18 protein-coding genes and 1 riboswitch are annotated in these 16,575 nt (G+C 37.0%); all 18 genes read right to left on the bottom strand.

Features of this window, described 5'->3' with window-relative positions; all coding sequences use genetic code 11:
- Positions 1–4 precede the first annotated feature (4 nt).
- Positions 5–688, bottom strand: coding sequence for a glucosaminidase domain-containing protein (locus V7121_RS02510; RefSeq protein ID WP_335502465.1), 684 nt, complete (start codon positions 686–688; stop codon positions 5–7).
- Positions 689–908: 220 nt separating this feature from the next.
- Entirely contained in the window at positions 909–1,223 is a 315-nt protein-coding gene (locus V7121_RS02505) for a hypothetical protein (RefSeq protein WP_335502463.1), read from the bottom strand.
- 149 nt (positions 1,224–1,372) lie between these two features.
- Positions 1,373–1,459, bottom strand: a riboswitch (cyclic di-GMP riboswitch).
- 213 nt (positions 1,460–1,672) lie between these two features.
- Positions 1,673–2,020: a flagellar protein FliT gene (locus V7121_RS02500; protein ID WP_335545586.1), complete on the bottom strand. Its 348-nt coding sequence runs from the start codon at positions 2,018–2,020 to the stop codon at positions 1,673–1,675.
- A gap of 14 nt (positions 2,021–2,034) precedes the next feature.
- Positions 2,035–2,415 (bottom strand): flagellar export chaperone FliS, encoded by a 381-nt coding sequence (fliS, locus tag V7121_RS02495; protein ID WP_335502459.1) that lies wholly within the window; start codon positions 2,413–2,415, stop codon positions 2,035–2,037.
- A gap of 177 nt (positions 2,416–2,592) precedes the next feature.
- Positions 2,593–3,495 (bottom strand): hypothetical protein, encoded by a 903-nt coding sequence (locus tag V7121_RS02490; RefSeq protein WP_335545585.1) that lies wholly within the window; start codon positions 3,493–3,495, stop codon positions 2,593–2,595.
- 257 nt (positions 3,496–3,752) lie between these two features.
- Positions 3,753–4,367 carry a flagellar brake protein gene (locus V7121_RS02485; protein WP_335502455.1) on the bottom strand — a complete coding sequence of 205 codons (615 nt, stop codon included), beginning with the start codon at positions 4,365–4,367 and terminating at the stop codon, positions 3,753–3,755.
- Between the two features lie 127 nt (positions 4,368–4,494).
- Positions 4,495–5,385 carry a flagellar hook-associated protein FlgL gene (flgL, locus tag V7121_RS02480; RefSeq protein ID WP_335545583.1) on the bottom strand — a complete coding sequence of 297 codons (891 nt, stop codon included), beginning with the start codon at positions 5,383–5,385 and terminating at the stop codon, positions 4,495–4,497.
- Between the two features lie 11 nt (positions 5,386–5,396).
- Entirely contained in the window at positions 5,397–6,848 is a 1,452-nt protein-coding gene (gene flgK, locus V7121_RS02475) for a flagellar hook-associated protein FlgK (protein WP_335502451.1), read from the bottom strand.
- 29 nt (positions 6,849–6,877) lie between these two features.
- The gene (locus V7121_RS02470; protein ID WP_335502450.1) at positions 6,878–7,363 is read right to left on the bottom strand and encodes a flagellar protein FlgN; all 486 of its coding nucleotides are present in this window, start codon (positions 7,361–7,363) and stop codon (positions 6,878–6,880) included.
- 11 nt (positions 7,364–7,374) lie between these two features.
- The gene (gene flgM, locus V7121_RS02465) at positions 7,375–7,656 is read right to left on the bottom strand and encodes a flagellar biosynthesis anti-sigma factor FlgM (protein ID WP_335502448.1); all 282 of its coding nucleotides are present in this window, start codon (positions 7,654–7,656) and stop codon (positions 7,375–7,377) included.
- Positions 7,657–8,049: 393 nt separating this feature from the next.
- Positions 8,050–8,625: a DUF6470 family protein gene (locus V7121_RS02460; RefSeq protein WP_335545581.1), complete on the bottom strand. Its 576-nt coding sequence runs from the start codon at positions 8,623–8,625 to the stop codon at positions 8,050–8,052.
- 33 nt (positions 8,626–8,658) lie between these two features.
- Entirely contained in the window at positions 8,659–9,021 is a 363-nt protein-coding gene (flaG, locus tag V7121_RS02455; RefSeq protein WP_335494826.1) for a flagellar protein FlaG, read from the bottom strand.
- A gap of 201 nt (positions 9,022–9,222) precedes the next feature.
- A complete protein-coding gene (locus V7121_RS02450; protein ID WP_335494829.1) occupies positions 9,223–11,439 on the bottom strand; it encodes a hemoblobin-interacting domain-containing protein in 2,217 nt (738 codons plus the stop codon).
- 89 nt (positions 11,440–11,528) lie between these two features.
- Positions 11,529–12,353, bottom strand: a complete 825-nt coding sequence (locus V7121_RS02445; protein WP_335494830.1) for a flagellin — start codon at positions 12,351–12,353, stop codon at positions 11,529–11,531.
- Positions 12,354–12,471: 118 nt separating this feature from the next.
- Positions 12,472–12,819, bottom strand: coding sequence for a carbon storage regulator (locus V7121_RS02440; RefSeq protein WP_335494833.1), 348 nt, complete (start codon positions 12,817–12,819; stop codon positions 12,472–12,474).
- Positions 12,820–13,158: 339 nt separating this feature from the next.
- Entirely contained in the window at positions 13,159–14,670 is a 1,512-nt protein-coding gene (fliD, locus tag V7121_RS02435; RefSeq protein ID WP_335494836.1) for a flagellar filament capping protein FliD, read from the bottom strand.
- A 140-nt stretch (positions 14,671–14,810) separates the two neighbouring features.
- Positions 14,811–15,668, bottom strand: coding sequence for a flagellar hook-basal body protein (locus tag V7121_RS02430; RefSeq protein ID WP_335494839.1), 858 nt, complete (start codon positions 15,666–15,668; stop codon positions 14,811–14,813).
- Between the two features lie 27 nt (positions 15,669–15,695).
- Positions 15,696–16,574, bottom strand: coding sequence for a flagellar hook-basal body protein (locus V7121_RS02425; protein ID WP_335545579.1), 879 nt, complete (start codon positions 16,572–16,574; stop codon positions 15,696–15,698).
- Position 16,575 lies beyond the last annotated feature (1 nt).

The raw sequence follows: 16,575 nt of genomic DNA, 5'->3' as shown, positions 1-16,575 counted from the left end.
ACTGTTAGGCTTTTAGTTGATCAAAAAACTTGCTTACTCCATTTACCCAATGGTTGTTTAACCCAATGGGGTCATTACCTGCACCAATGGGCGCATATTTGCCAGCTATTTTAGAAATACTGGTAAGCCCAATTCCTATATAATTTTTACTGAGATTTCTGGCCATATCCATAATACTTTCCTCAATGGAAGAATACGACTTCAACCCATTTTTCCCCATCATTCCCGCCACATTATTCTTTATATAAGCAGCCTTTGATGTTCCATTTCCCGTTTCGTGCTGGGCAATTGCTGTTAATAAGGCAGGGTTAACATTATACTTTTGACCCGCTTTTACAAAAGCTTCTCCCATTCCTTTTAGCTTTCCATTAAGTATCTGGTTAATTTTGTCAGAGCTAACCACTTGAAAGCGTAATGGTTCGTTCGTACTGAATGTGTTTATCTTTAGATCAGTATTTGTCATTTCATTGTTAGTTGACAAAGGATTCGTTTGTAGATGATCTACAAACGATTGCAGGCTTGGAGTAATGGTTGAAGGTAACTCCTTTTGCATTAATTCATTTAAGACAGAAGTAAAAAGATCTCCAAAATCAGAAGTAATGGTCCCACTTTGTGATTTTATTTGCTCATTTCGGGCCAGAGCATTAATTAACATATTCTTGGTAAACCAATCATCACCGATAATCAACGGAATACTCCTTCCCTTTACCATTTCTTTTCCTAATTATTCATTCTTTAACCCATGGTGAACAGAAAAGATGCGTGACAACGATAATATTTTCGTTGTCACGCATTATAAATCTGCTTTATCTAAGCATTTATCCCGCATTAACTGGCAGTATATAAGCCCCCACTGATGGAAGTTTCACTTTATTGTTGTCATTGTTCATCTTTTTCTTTTGTTTATTTTAAATAGCACCTTCTAACATCCTGCTAACATCACCGACCCACTCTTCTGAAAGCATTGAAACACATGTGAGCTGACCATTTTCTATTTTCCCTTCAACTAACACGATTGTATCGGATTTATTTTCTTCCTGCATAGCTAGAATTTGCTTTCCCATGTAAACTATATTTTTTACAATATAATAGGAACTATTAATTGGATAACCAATTGTTACTTTTATTGGTTTTATGAAGTACGGTTTCTTCTTCTTAAATTCTAAAAAGTCTAATATTTTAGTATCGACCTGCTCGTCTGTTCTTGCCTGTGGTACGAACATTCTTTCGCCCTCTCCTTTAACCAGATGTTAAAGAGCATAAAAATAACCCCGCCTCTACCGAAGGGGGTTAACAGACATAAATGTTTATGTAGGTAAAGAAGACCTAAACCTATGTAAGACATATTATACCTAGGAAAAACACCCTATCTTTAGGCAGCTGGCTGGCATAGTTGTATTTCTCCTTAGCCCCTATAGCTTTGCGCCGCTGATTTTCATCAGTTTTGCCTTGATCGAGATTCAATGTTTTTAGCAACAAAACTAATCTATAATCAAATAATAGAATGTTTTATCATTATCGAATATCCGACTATTTTATCATTTTTTGTCGAAATAACTAGGTATTTTGTACTATTTGGCGGATTATTCCGTCAAAACGGATATAATCTTGTCAAAAATTGTCATTTTTGCAAATAAAAGCTCGTTTTTCCTTGATCAAACTTGTAACCCTACTACCTTTTTGAGTCTAAAAATACACCATTTGTTTGTTTACTATATGGAGTGTATTGCTTGGACACCTGTTTTTGTTTTTTCAATTGATTTAGTTGAGCTTTTATTTCGGTTAATTTCTTTTCAACTAACGGTGTTATTTGTTGATCAACCGTAAGGATATTGCTCAACATTTCTAGCGCCTTGGAAGTATACTGAAAATCCGTTACCTCTTGCTTCCATTCATCTACTCTTATCATCAATGCGCTTCGATGATTTAACAGCTCTTCAAATTCCTCAAAAGCTCCTTCTTTCAAAATGCGCTCCATGACGATCGTTAGTTCATAGATAGTTTCAATTAATTCGTCCATTTATATCTCAGACCTTAGTTTTTAGTTTTACTTAATTTCATAGCAGTGGACCATGTTTCAGATAACTCTAATGCAAATTCTTCCACTTCATTTAGGATATCCAAATTTTTGTTCATATTTGCTTCAATTAGGCGCGTTTTCATATAATTGTACATTGATAACAACGATTCAGACATTTTATACCCTGGTTTTAAAGTCACTATTAACTCACTGAGAATATCTTGAGCCCTTAGATTGTTTTTGTGACCTTCTTCTATGTTTTTATTTTGCAGCGCATGTTTTGATAATCTGATGAATTTGACCAACCCTTGATATAACATGAAAGTTAAATCTTCTGGTTTAGAAGTAGTAACGGCTTGTTTTTGATAGGTTTGATATGGATTATTTAAAACCATGATGTATTGCTCCTTTATTAAAGACATTTCCTATTCACTTTGTTTATCGGACCCATCGAAAAATAGTTTAGTACCCTAGCAACTTTTGATCACTTTTTCGATTAGTGTAACTTGCCAAGGTACATTATAAAAAAAGATAGTCCATTACCGTTTATGGATTATCTTTTATGACTACACTTAGCTACCCACTTGAAGGACCACTCCAAACCCATCAATGAGATAATTTAGTCTTTGATTATAAGATTTAAGATTTTGAATTTTGGCCGCATCACCTAACATATTAAATGCCGAAATTTCTTTAGCAAGCTTTGCGACCTCTTTTTGCAATTCGTCATTACGTTTTTTCTCCTGTAATAACTGCTGTTCTTGCTTCGTTAGTTTATCACGGAGCGTTTCTTTTTCGAGATTGATGGTTGATTTCATTTCCTCAACCTGTTGAACAGCCTCCTGGTTTTGAAGGGCCATGTTCGTCAGTTGGTATAAACCTCTTAACATCTCGTTTAAGTTTATACTAGGAATCTGTTGAACGTTTGTAATTAGGCCAGATAAAATGTCTAACAAATCCGTCTCTTGTTCAGGTTTCATTTGATTGGTAACTTGCTCTTGCGTTTTAACAGGGATCGCTTCAACCGTAGTCACAGGAACATCTTTATGGGCAATGGTTGTAAACTTATACGCCTTTTGATTTGTCGCCTGTTTTTTCTCATTCGCCTTTAAAATAGAATAATATTTATAGTTTACAGATTGGTAACCACGATTTAAAAGCTGTGCTGACTCCTCAAGGATTTCTGTAATATTCAGTGCACCTTCTTCTTGACGTGCCTGAATGTATACAAACATAAAATCAATTTCATGTTTTGTCCATTTACGGTTAACCTTTTTCGTATCTACAAAATTTTGACTAGCCTTCTCTAATTGATTCATACTCTCAATCATTAAATAATTAAAATAATAAACCAACGATCCAGAAGTCAAATTATTTTTATTCTCTAACTCTTGGATAAAAATCTCTTCAGAATGTCCTAATTTCTGATTGTCTAATCCTTCTTTCAGCTCAAATAGTGCCGATTTTAAACTCATAAGAATACCTCCTACATGGTCATAAGAAATGAACGTATTGGTGTAAAGCAATATTATCCTAAATTCCAAAATCCAGTTATCAAAATAATTTTGTACTTTCCAAACGCACTTCATAATCGGTGTTTTACTATATGTATTCGCACTTATGAATTTTTTATGGGTGTAGAGCAATCAAAATAATCATTTACTACTATTTACTTGATTATGATAATTATATAAATTTTGTAATTATCTGTAAACACTTTTGTTTGATATCGTTACTTTGAACGGATTTTTCTTTGCTTTTCAAAACAATGTTGAATGATTTTTATTTGATCATTTCGTTTAATATTGGTAAATTCAATTGCCACATGTTTCCTCTCGTGGCTTTTCATGATCCGGATAATTTTGCTTTTAAAGGAAATGGGGACTATATCCTTACTCTGGATATCTGGTACTAATAGAGTTCCGGCTAACTCTTCTCCCTCACGAAATGAAAAATCCAACTGACTTGAGAATAACGCACCACCAGCACTTATGTTTATCGTATTTAACTCGGTTCCATTAATAATTAAACGTAAATTAGAGTTGACACGAAAATTTTCTCGTTGCTGAATTTTCTCAATCTCTTTTTCCTCTGGCTTGGCCAACCGCAATAATGGAATGGTATCATTTGTTCTACCAATGATGTAGGTTCTAAAAACATATTTATTTTCACCTGTGATAAAGGATATGTCTAAATTCGAACGGATCGATAAGAGTCCAATAATTTCTCGATCCAAAGGGATACTAATTAGAATCTCCGAATCTCCCACTTCTGCAATATTTGACCTACAAGATAAGCCATGGTCTACTATATCAATCTTAATATTTTGGTTTACTTTTGGATACATAGTGTCCCCCTAAATCCATGACAAAAAATTTGATATCACTATTTCTAGTTTAATTTGCAATTAATTGCATCCGATTCATTTCTAAAAAAAAGGGCTCCCACAATGTAGATTGTGATGCCCAAAATAATTAACGTAAAAAATCAACAAGCGATGGTTGGATGATTCGTGCTCCAACGGATAAGGCAGCGCGCTGGACGTTCTCCTGGGTCTTTAGATTGGTAATCACTTCTGCCATGTCTACATCCTCTTCATTGGATAATAAACGTGTGGTAGAAACCTCTAGGCCCTCAATCCTCGACATACTTAACTCCATTCTGTTCATCCGGGCACCAAGTTCCGAACGTTCTCTTAAAAGATTGTCCATTTGACTATCCAATTGGGTTAAGTGATCAGTTGAACTTGAATTGGGTGAACGGAAATCAGCAACAATATCGCCAAGCACCTTAAAGACTCCGCCTGCCTCGTCATTGTTAAACACACTAGTTCCCTCAACATTGATTTGAATGGTATTGGTTTGGCCAACCACCAACTCCAGTTTGTCATTGTTTGTATTACTAAACTGTTTGCTGGCCGTATCGTACGGAGGAGTTTTTACATCCGTTCCGGCGAAGATGTATTTTCCACCTATCTGCGCATTGGCAATTTCCCCCAGATGCTCTTTTAACTGGTTTATTTCATTAGCAATCGCATTCCGGTCCGTATCACTATTAGTACCGTTTGTTCCTTGAATGGTAAGCTCCCGAACCCGTTGCAGGACGGAGGTTACCTCATCTAATGATTCATCTGTGACAGTCATCCAGGCAAGACCATCATCTGCATTTCGTTTGTATTGATCAATTTCATTTAAAGAGGAGCGGTAGAACATACCACGGACAGCTGTGACCGGATTATCAGATGGTTTACTGATTTTTCTTCCTGAAGACACTTGTTCTTGGAGCTGGTCCATCGTTTTATTGGTGCGCTGTAAATTAAATAACAGATTTTGATTTAATATATTTTGAGTCACACGAATGCTCATTTACATTCCTCCTACAAGCCTACCCGGCCCATGCCATTGATAATCTTATCTAAACATTCGTCCATCACTGATACCATTCGTGCAGATGCATTGTATGCCTGTTGGAATTTGATCATATTCGCCATTTCTTCATCCAAAGAAACGCCTGAAACAGATTGACGTCGATTTTCGACCTGATTGATAATCACTTCTGAGTTGCTCTCCAAACGCTGAGCTTCCTGCGAATCAATTCCAAGTTGACCGATAATGTTGCGGTAATAATCATCAGCAGTAGAACTTGAACCAGGGAAAGCAAGTGGTTTAAATTTAATATTAGCAATTTCCTGAGCTATGGTGCCATTACCAATCGATGATTGCCCCGAGGCGTCTTCTTTGGCAGCGGCAATCAGGTTCAAGGAGTTCATAATTTTCGGATTCACAGCCAAGTCTTTGGCACTGGTTCCAATAAAGAATGGTACCTTTTCAGTGGATACCCCATTAATATTATCTAAATTCATTCCACTTTGATGAATGCTATTGACTGCATCGGCAAATGTTTTTGCTAAAGCATTAATCTTATCATTAATAGTAGGAATGATAGATTTTGTATCCCCGCCAACGATCCCGTATGATTCAATTCTTCCTAGCAACTCACCAGAATTTAAACTTACATTCGTATCACCAATCAAAATCTTCGCTGGATCAACCAATCCAGTCGCCGAGTCATAGCCAACTGTCAGCTTATTAGGGCCCTTTGCCGATACCAACGACACGCCCCCAACTGATATGTCCACTACCCCTGTATCTTTATCTGGAGGTGAAACCTTTACCTCAACAAGTTTAGACAGTTGATCAATGAGAACATCTCGCTGATCATATAAATCATTCGGTTGAAATTTATTAGGGACAAGACGAGAAATCTGATCATTTAGACTGCCAATTTGTGTTGCCAGGGAATTAATTTCATCAGTTCTAGACGTAATTACAAGTTTAAGATCATCTTGAATTTGTGTTAACGACTGTGAAATATGTTGGAAGGTATCGGCCATGGCGACACCCTTTTGACGAATAACCGCCCTAGCTGCGGCACTATCAGGGTTTTTCGCGAGTTCCTCCCAGCCTTTCCAAAACTCATCCATGGTAGTAGCCAATCCATCATCAGATGGTTCGTTTAAAAGCTCCTCAACTTTCGTCAGCGTATCACTTTTGGCTTCCCAATACCCTAAGGTCTTGTTTTCCCCGCGCAATTGGACGTCTAAATAATCTTCGCGTAAGCGAACAATCTTGGTAACATCCACACCTGTTCCTAGCTTAATTTGCATACCCGGTATGGAGACGGAATTGGAGGCTTGCATCTCGGCCCGTTGCCGTGTATATCCTGTTGTATTCGCATTGGCTATATTATGCCCCGTGGTAGAAAGTGCTGCTTGCTGGGCAGCCAGCCCCCTTTTCCCTACCTCTAAGCTGTGAAAGGTTGAAGTCATCCTTAAATCCTCCTAAAAAATAAACCTATCTAAACCTTCGCATCCAACATGTTTGAATATCGATTTTTCGCATTCGGACCGTAGCCTATTGCCGGTTCTTTTTTAGCAAACATGCCAATCGAATATTGAATGTACGAAAGCGAAGTTTGAATTAATTGTTGATTGCTCTCATTTAAATGACTAATCTCTTGAATGAGTCCACGCAATTGTTTAGCAATCTTCGTTAAGGTTAGTCTTGAACTATCATCGACCTGTAGTGCTATTAATTCCTCAAGGGTAAAAGCATTCCCTTGATAGCCTTTTTGCTCCATATATTTTTGTACGTATTGTTTACGATTCTGTTCAAGCTTTTGAATTTCCTCGACGCACAAGCCTTCACGGTATACATGACTTTGCAGCTCCTGAATATGACCATCGACAAGAATGGTTTGTTTTCCTTTGGCCAAGTCTAGTAATCGTTGATGTGCGTCGACCATTGTTTCCATCGTTTGTATAAGTATGTTCAGGGCTGTCATATTCTCGTCTCCTAAATGGATGTATTCTTCCAATACGCAGTTAATTTATCAGCAATTTTGCTACTATCCACATGATAGTTTCCGTCGGCAATCTGCTGTTTCAATTCCTGAACTCGTTTTGTCCGCTGAGCTTGCTCTGACATCATCGCTTGAGAGATTTCACGGCCTCGTGAAGAGATATTCACCTCAGCAGGAGTAGATGTAGAGGTCTTTTTTGTTGTTTTATCTATATTTGAACGGTTCTGTTGATTTTGGTAGGAATAAAAACCATATTTGCTATCGTTAATTCTCATTACCTATCCCTCCTATTCCTTTATTAATGATTATCGGCAGTTTTATAAAAAAGTTTAGTTTCTTTTTTAATAAATAAATACTCTGTTTAACCTGGTATGTTGATTTCCGCTCCAGGCACTTCGCTTTCCGCGGGCGTAGCGGAGAGCCTACTCGGCGCTTAAGCGCCTGCGGGGTCTCTCCTGCTCCGTACTCCCGCAGGAGTCTTCGTGCCTTCCGCTCCAATCAACATGTGGAAAAAATCGATCCAGAGGTTTAACTTAGCTTAAATATTAAACTAATAAATACGGTATATAATCTGTCTAATTGTATCAAAATGAGGCTGGTATTTCATTATTAATTTATAGGATAAAAAACAAAAACAGCGGAAAGTTTTCTCCCCACTGTAGGTTATTTTACGATTTAGTATTGATGTTTCCTCCGACGAAATCTATTTGGAGTGATTGCATTTGACGAAGGTATACTTCTGTTTTTCCTGGTGTGTAGGTGTGGTTGGGTTTGTGTGGTGTTACTTCTATTTCTGCTCCGCCTTTTTTCCAATCAATGTTGAGTTCTGGAGGTGTGTAGTTTATTTTTACTGATCCCTCACTAGGGATAAATGCGATAATAGTCTCTGCTGGTCCAGGATTGGCTTTTGAGGTGACAATCGCATCAATAGCATCCGTCTTTTTCTCAATCGCTGCCATTTGGTCGCCTTCTTGGGATTTTTCAGCAATCGCCTCAAATCCCTCCTGCCTTGCAAACTCTGCCATATCCTCACTAAAGACACTATTACTCTTAAAATTCAGCTCATTCCACATCTGCTCTTGATTGATATCGAGATGATAGGGTTTGTGGTCGATATTCATAGTTGCCGGGACCTGTTTAATAGATAGTTCGGCAGGTAATTGTTCAATCTCTTGCACAGGCTGTGTGATCCGGAGTCCAGTCTGGGCATAGGTTTGTTGTAATCGAATTTGTGGAACCTGCATATTTCTCACCATCTTAGTAATTTATTCTAAAAGTTAAACCTTTTTATCGACCAATAGGCCAAGATAATCTGTCATCGCTGCATACATATCTAACAGTTTCTTTGATGGAATCTCCTTGACCACTTCGTTGGTTGAATCATCAACAAGCGTAACATAGTATTCTTTCAATTCATCATGGAACTGGAACTTCAAATGAGTATTGGAAGCCTTTAAAAAGTCATTCATACTATTAATAACTTTTTCTGTTTTTTCTTTTGCCTGTGATTGTGATTGAGGTTGTGATTGAGGCTGTTCTTGTTGGTCAGGTAAGACTTTTTTAATCTTGGGAGTACTTTCAACTTTTGGAACAGAATATTCCGAAGTTTGAGTTGTAGAATTGTGCATCTTGTCGATCATGAGAATTCCCTCCTTAAATACAGTGCTATTTTAACCTATTATCGGATGAGTAAAGGAAATGTTTAGTGTAAGAATTGGAAGTTAAGTTAATTATTTGAGGGAATTTTGTTCTCTAGTTTATAATGAATATTTTTAATAAATTCCTATGAACAAAAAAACTGACTCAAAGATTACGTATGAGTCAGTTTAGAAATTAAATAATTATGGAGCTGTTACTAATGTAATTGTATATTCTGCTGTTTTACTTGTATCTTCAGCAGTAGTATTAATTGTCATATATTCAGAAACAAGTTCCTCAGCATCCGCTTCTCCCAATGCTTCATTATTAATTATGAAATTTCCTTTACCACCATCTACTAAAAGAGCAGCTTTAAGTGCTCCTGCTTTAATCCCATCAGGAACTTTAACTACTGTACCCTCTATAACAATTAAAGAATCGGAAGATGTCAATGTGGTAACCGTGCTTTTAACAGCTTCAAGTTCTTGAGTTAACGCTCCCGTTGTAAGAGCCGTTGCTATTTTGTTTGCAAATTTGTCCTGCACTGCATTAGCAGCAATTTGAATTTTATTCGTATTACCAGACAAAGCAGTCTCAAATGTAATTACTAAAGTCTTACCTGAAATTGCAACTTTATCACCCGTTTTCAAAGCTGCAAACGTTGTCCCATTCGCAGCAAACTTAACTGCTGATTTTAGTGCAGAATCAGTTGTACCTGTTTTAAAGATGTTTTCACTAAATGTTAGTGTGACTACCTTTTTATCTGCAGCATAAGTTGCTGCTGTAGATAGCGTTGGAGCTGTAGTCTCTGTTTTTACAGAAACAGCTGTTAAAATTATCAGTTTAAACTTTACAACTCTATCATTTTTGTCTATTTCATAAACACCAATGTATTTATTATTAACTGCATCCACGTCGCTAATAATTTTGTTCACAGGTAAATCTATCAATTCAAGACTTGTGACATCAGCTCCAGCCTTTGGTGCAGCAACAGGAGTATTTGAAACTTTATATTGTACTTTATTACCAGAAGCTACTCCAGTTGCTGTTACTTGTGTAGTTCCTACTTCTGTTAATTTACTAGAAGATGCTGTAACAGTTAATGCCTGAACAGTACCTTCAATTAATTTTTGTGTTAATACCACATCATTAAAGCCATCATTCTTTAATGTAATCGTATTACTTCCTAGGTTTAACGCATTTGCCTTGATTGTTAACTTTCCAGAAACAATGCTGTACTGTGTATTATTAAGTGTTACAGCTTCTTCACCTGTTCCAACAGTAACTGCTGTATTAGCAGTAGTCATTAATTTATTAGCATCTGAAAGGGTAATAACTACATCCTTACCGTATAAGGCATCTAAAGGAGTAACAGTCATTGATAATTTAGGGATCGATGAACTCATAACATCTAAGTATTCATTGCCAGCTGCATCAACCACTTTAATAGCCAACTTTTTACCAGGCATTACATTTGACAATTTCAATGCAAAATTACCAATTCCAGTTGTTTTGTTGTTAACTACTTTTGCGGAAGTTACTTGATTTAAATTAGTAGAAATTACTTTTCCTTCGTTATCCTTCACTTCTGCTACTGTATAAAGGTAAACAGTTGAATCATTAAGTGCTGTTCCTTTAATTTCTTTTGTCGTATTAGCTAAATCATTAATTGTCTTCTTTTCAATAGCGGTTCCGAAAGTAAGCTTATCATATCCAAGTTTGTTTTCATTTACTGTCCATTCTTGCTTTGGATTTAAATCCTCCAAAGGAGATGAAGTGACCCCAGCAGTAACCTTTACGTCATATACATTATTTTTATAGTCTACTGACTCATTTTCATCAGTTTCAGGATTATCTGAAATATCTTGTCCAATTACATAAAGCTTGTAGCTTCCCGCTGGTACAAATATTTTGAATGAACCTTTACTATCTGAACTTGTTTCCCAAGTAGTGGTGGCATCTTGCACTTTGATTGCGGGTGCATCCTTCACAAGGTTGTCTGTGCTATCAAAAAGTACTCCGCCAATAGCTCCTAATTTGCTAGGGTCAATTACTGAAGCAGAAGAAGCAAAAACAATATTTTTCTTAAAAGTAGTACCTGATACTTTTAACTTAGATGTCATTTTAACTTTAGTATCACTCACAACAAGAGTGTAGTCACCAGCTTTAAGATTGGATGCTGAATACTTTGTTGTAGCAGCACTTAAAGTAATTTCCTTATTTGCTGAATCGTATAATTTAACAGTTGTTCCAGATAATGCGGCACCTTTACCATTAGTAATGGTCAATTCTACATTAGAATTAGTCACTGTTGCAGCTGTTGCAGTTTGAACAAAATGACTGCCTGCAATTGGAGAGACTAACAAGCCCAGGGACAAAGTAGCGCTTAAAAACTTCTTTGAGTATGGATATTTATTCATCATTTTTCCACCTTATAATATTAATAAAGAACTAATTTTAATGTATGTAAGTAAAGAGACTCGGAAAGGAGTCTCTTTATTAGTCATAATTAACGAAGTAATTGAAGTACTCCCTGCGGCTGCTGATTTGCTTGAGCTAACATAGCTTGAGCTGCTTGAGAAAGAATTGAATTCTTAGTTTGGTTCATCATTTCTTTCGCCATATCAACGTCTCTAATACGAGATTCAGCAGATGTTAAGTTCTCTGAAGATGTATTCAAGTTGTTAATAGAATGTTCTAAACGATTTTGGTACGCACCCATTTGAGCACGAGAAGCTGATACTGACTTGATTGCATCATCCATTGTATCAATAGCTGTTTGTGCATCAGATTTAGTTGCAACTGTAACAGCACTAATATTTACTGCATCTTCCCCTAAAGCGTCTTTAGTTTGAGCTTTCCATGCAACTGATAAGGCTTGAGACGAATTTGAACCAATGTTAATATCTAGAGTCTGATCAGTTGCTAAGATATCTTTAGTATTAAATTGAGTGTTTTTACCAATACGGTCTACTTCTTCGATTAACTGTGCTACTTCTTTTTGCATTTCAGCACGATCATCGTCAGTATTTGAATCATTTGATGATTGAACCGCTAATTCGCGCATACGTTGTAATATGTCATGAGTTTCGTTTAAAGCTCCTTCTGCAGTCTGGATAAGGCTTATTCCGTCCTGCGCATTTTTAGAAGCCATATCTAACCCACGGATTTGCCCACGCATTTTTTCAGAAATTGCGAGACCAGCTGCGTCATCACCAGCACGGTTGATTCGTAAGCCTGAAGCTAATTTCTCCATAGACTTTGATTGCCCAGTTGACGCAGTGTTCAACTGACGAAGTGTGTTCATAGCTGTAAGGTTGTGGTTAATTTGCATAATAAAAATCCTCCTTTGAAATTCTTTGATTATGGTTTTGTTTGGGAAATTCCCCTTTGAAAAAATTTATCTATAATAAACCTTTTAAGGTTATTATCTAAAATTAACTAATTAAAACTTAAAGTATTTTTACTTTTTGATTGTTTGATAATTGTTTTTCAATAGACAATTCTTCTCGAAAAATACTGATTTCTCTTGGTGCATCAATTCCAAAGCGAAGTAGTCCTGATTCTGTCTGGAGAATTGTCACTTTAATATTGTCTCCAATTAAGGTCGGAGACTCAATGATTTTAGTTCCTTTTCTCAGATAATTCATGCTATTTTTATTATCTTTTTCCTTTGAAATCCGAATACCCTTTGGTGCATCAATGACCAGTCTTAGCTTAGAACCTATATGTAGAACAGTAACTTTAATGACATCATCTATGATCACTGATTGCCCAATTTCCCTGCCTACAATGAGCACGTTACCATCCTCCATGATTCATTTACTACTACAATTCTTATTATCGGATGATCAAAAGAATAGTTTAGTAGTTTTATAAAAAGAGTTTCAAAAAAGTGGTTAACAAGTATTTCTTTGTAATATATTTATCGGTTCCTCAAATAAATTGTTTAGCTATTTTTTAATTTATTTTTTTGTTCTCAAGGAATTCCTTGTTGTTATTTATTATCGTCAGGTCAAAAATATTGTTTAGGGATTTTAACAAATTGTTTGATAGTTTTTTATAAATTTATAAAAAAAAGAACCATAAATCATTAAGGGTAGTAACCCCAAAAAGATTAACGGTTCTTATTTCTCTATTTACCCACCTAACTGTTGTGATAACCATGACCCTTGGGAATTAAGCTTTGATAAGGCTGATTCCATTGCCCCAAATTGTTTCCAAAGTCTTTGCTCGTAGGTATTTATTTTGTCTTGTTCTCGTTCGATGTTTGTATCAAGAGATTTGATTTGTTTAGCCATAAAGCTATTTGTATCAACTGTTGAATTTGGAGAACCAGCTAATGACCCCAATTGTGTAATAGTCGAATTCAACCGTTCATATATTCTCCAGCCAAAACCACTTTTCAGATGTAAGGTACTATCTGTCACTGTTGTCGCAGACCCAGTGGCTGTCTCTTTAGTCGTGAACAGATTCTTTACATCCTCTAAATTAGTTTGTAGAACTCCTTTAAGTTTGTTCTCATCTAAAACCAATTTACCATTATCACGATAATTAGTAGAGTAGTTTATACCGATATCTTTCAATGAATTAAAACTTCCGGAGTTTTGTACAGTAGATACTAAACTATTGCGCATTTCCGTCAAGAAGGATCTGATTGTTGAATCGCTCGAAAGTACGCCACTCTTTGCTTTTTCATCCCAAAGTTTGATATCGTTGTCTTTCATATCCTTTTTTTGGTCATCAAGTAATGGCGGATAATCCCGATACCGTTTTTCTGTTAATTTTCCATTTAAATCGGCAATTAGTTCATTGTATTTTTCAACGAATGTCTTAACGCTATCAATAATCCCTTGTGTATCACTTCCTATTTTAACAGAGACACTCCCACTAGTAATCTTGTCCTTTAACGTAATCGATACACCGTCATAGGTAAACTTATTAGACGAAATCGGGATCTCTTTTCCGTTGATAGTCACTTTTCCACTAGTTGCAGGAGTTTTTACGGCACTCATATTATTTATATTTAAAGAATTATCAAATGTTGTGGTACCCGTCAAAGTAAGATTGATCGGTTCTTCTAAGCTTGTTGAGGTCAGAACTAATGAACCACCTACGTTTGAGGCCTTTACTTTGGTATCAGTACTATACTCATTAATTTTCGCCACAGCATCATCCAAACTCATGCCAACAGTAAGCGTAATTGAGTTTTCAACTGGTGTGTCACCTGTGGTATCTGCTGGTATCCCATTTAGTTTAAAAGTTATATTTGAACCTTCAATCTTTGCAGAACTACTCGGAAAGCTTACCATTGCTGGTTTTGCAGATGAAGCTAATGTTACATCCGATATAGTAAAGTCGGTCTGCGTACTTGTCCCACCCATTGATACTTCAACTCTAGAATCGCTTGATGTAACTGACTGTTTATTAAAAGTCGATTGCAACCTCAAATTTTCCACGGCCGTACGGAAGTCATAGATTTTTTTGTTCACGTCCCGATAAGCATCAGTTTTCCAGGTTGACGTGATTTTGGTTTGCTTCATTTTATTTAATCGGCTGCTTTGCGCTTTTACAAGGTTAGCGACGATTTCATCAGTATTCATCCCAGAAGCAAGCCCGCTTACACGCAATGTATTACTGCTATCAATCATTTTACTCACTCCTTTTCGATTCGATCTATCTTAGTAGAGTAGTTTGTCATTTATTATCGGATTTTTATTAAAAAAGTATAGTACTTTTATTAAATCGCTTCACAGACAAAAAGAGACGCTATAAAACGTCTCTATTAAACTTATCTTAAAATCCCATTGGCAATCCCTATCATTTGGTCTGCATAGGAGACGGCTCTTGCATTCATTTGGAAGCTTCTTTGTGTTGACATCATATCCGTCATTTCTTTCGTTAAATCGACGTTTGAGCCTTCAAGATATCCCGTGGATAGCTGGACCTCATTCGTTTGCATTGATTTTACATAGTCAGTAACATCCGAACCGTTAGGCAGCGCTGTCGGCTCAACCGCAAATTCATTCCCGCCCAAATTCTTTAGTAAATGTGGATTTTCGACATCAACGAGCCCTACTTGTTGACTAGCGAGGAATTCTGTTCCCTTGCCATCTTTATTTTTCAAATGGATTTGACCATTCGCTCCGATACTTACATGGTATTGATCATCCAGCTCGATCGGTTGTCCACTTTGGTCTAGTAAAAATCCGCCATTTGCTGTAACAAGATGATAGCTTCCTTGTTTGTTTGGATTAGGGCTTATATGGAAATTACCATCGCGGGTATATCTTACTCCATCAGCCGCTCCGGTCGCGTTTGAAGGATAGCCTACTTGAAAAAATCCCTTTCCTTGGATCATAAAATCGAAAGGATTGCCAGTTGAAACAGCTTGACCTTGTGCCATATCAAGTTGAGTAAGACCTGTCCGGACGCCGTAACCGACTCGGATTCCATTAGGAGTGAGGCGGCCGATTTCTTGACCAGTCCGTCCTTGATTGTTGAGTTGTGACGCTAAAATCTCGGAAAAGCTTTGGTCTTTGCGCTTGAATCCGGTCGTGTTCACATTGGCGATATTGTTTGCAGAGGTATCAATTTTTTGTTGGTATGCCTGCAAGGCACCAGAAGAAATATATAATGACGTATTCAAAAGTCTATTCTCCTATTCTGGAATGGATTATCCGTTAATCTTCCCAACCGAGTACAGCTGGTCAAGTGTTTGATTATATGCACTAATCACTTTTTGATTGGCCTCATAAGCGCGGACCGTACTCATCATGTCGGTCATCGTTTGCCCGGCATCTACATTTGACTGTTCAATAAACCCTTGGTGGAGAGCCACACCTGGATTCGTACCGCCATTATCTTGGATAAACGGCAATTGGTTATCTGATTTATAGACATTGACACCGTGTCGTTTCAAATCATATGGGTTTTGTACGAGGGCAATCCCTATTTGTCCTATATTAGTAGATTTTGGCGGGTTATTGGTCTTAGCCACTACCTGCCCCTCGGCATTAATGGTCAAATCTTCTTTACTTATACTTCCACTGATTTGAATCGGCTTGTGATCGGCCCCTAATACACGATACCCATCTGATGTAACTAAATTACCATTCGAATCTAAATCCCATTTTCCGTTCCGTGTATAGCCAACCGTTCCATCAGGCAACTCAACAGCAAAAAATGCAGTTGGTTTCACGGTGCGGCCGTTGACCACCTGTAGTGGAATATTTTGATCTTCAATCGCCACATCTAACGGTTGGTCTGACTGGACCAGTGCCCCTTGATTGAAGCTTGGAATCCGTTCCTGAGCATAGACACCGTTAGTTAATTCACCAATGTTTACATGCTGACCTAGTACTTGAGAGGCACCTGGTACATTTTCATTAAAATCTTGAATTCGTTGAATGAATAATTTAGGGAATGCCCGCAGGACTGTATCATCCTTTTTAAAGCCTGGTGTTTGCGCATTCGCCAAATTATTTGATAGCACTTCTTGTCTCCGTTCCATTGAAAACATTCCAGAAGCAGCAGAATATAAACCTCTTAACATG

The sequence above is a fragment of the Neobacillus drentensis genome (assembly GCF_036962125.1).
Taxonomy (GTDB): domain Bacteria; phylum Bacillota; class Bacilli; order Bacillales; family Cytobacillaceae; genus Neobacillus; species Neobacillus drentensis_B.
Note: the sequence above shows the minus strand (reverse complement) of the source record. Positions and strands in the feature narration are given on the sequence as shown.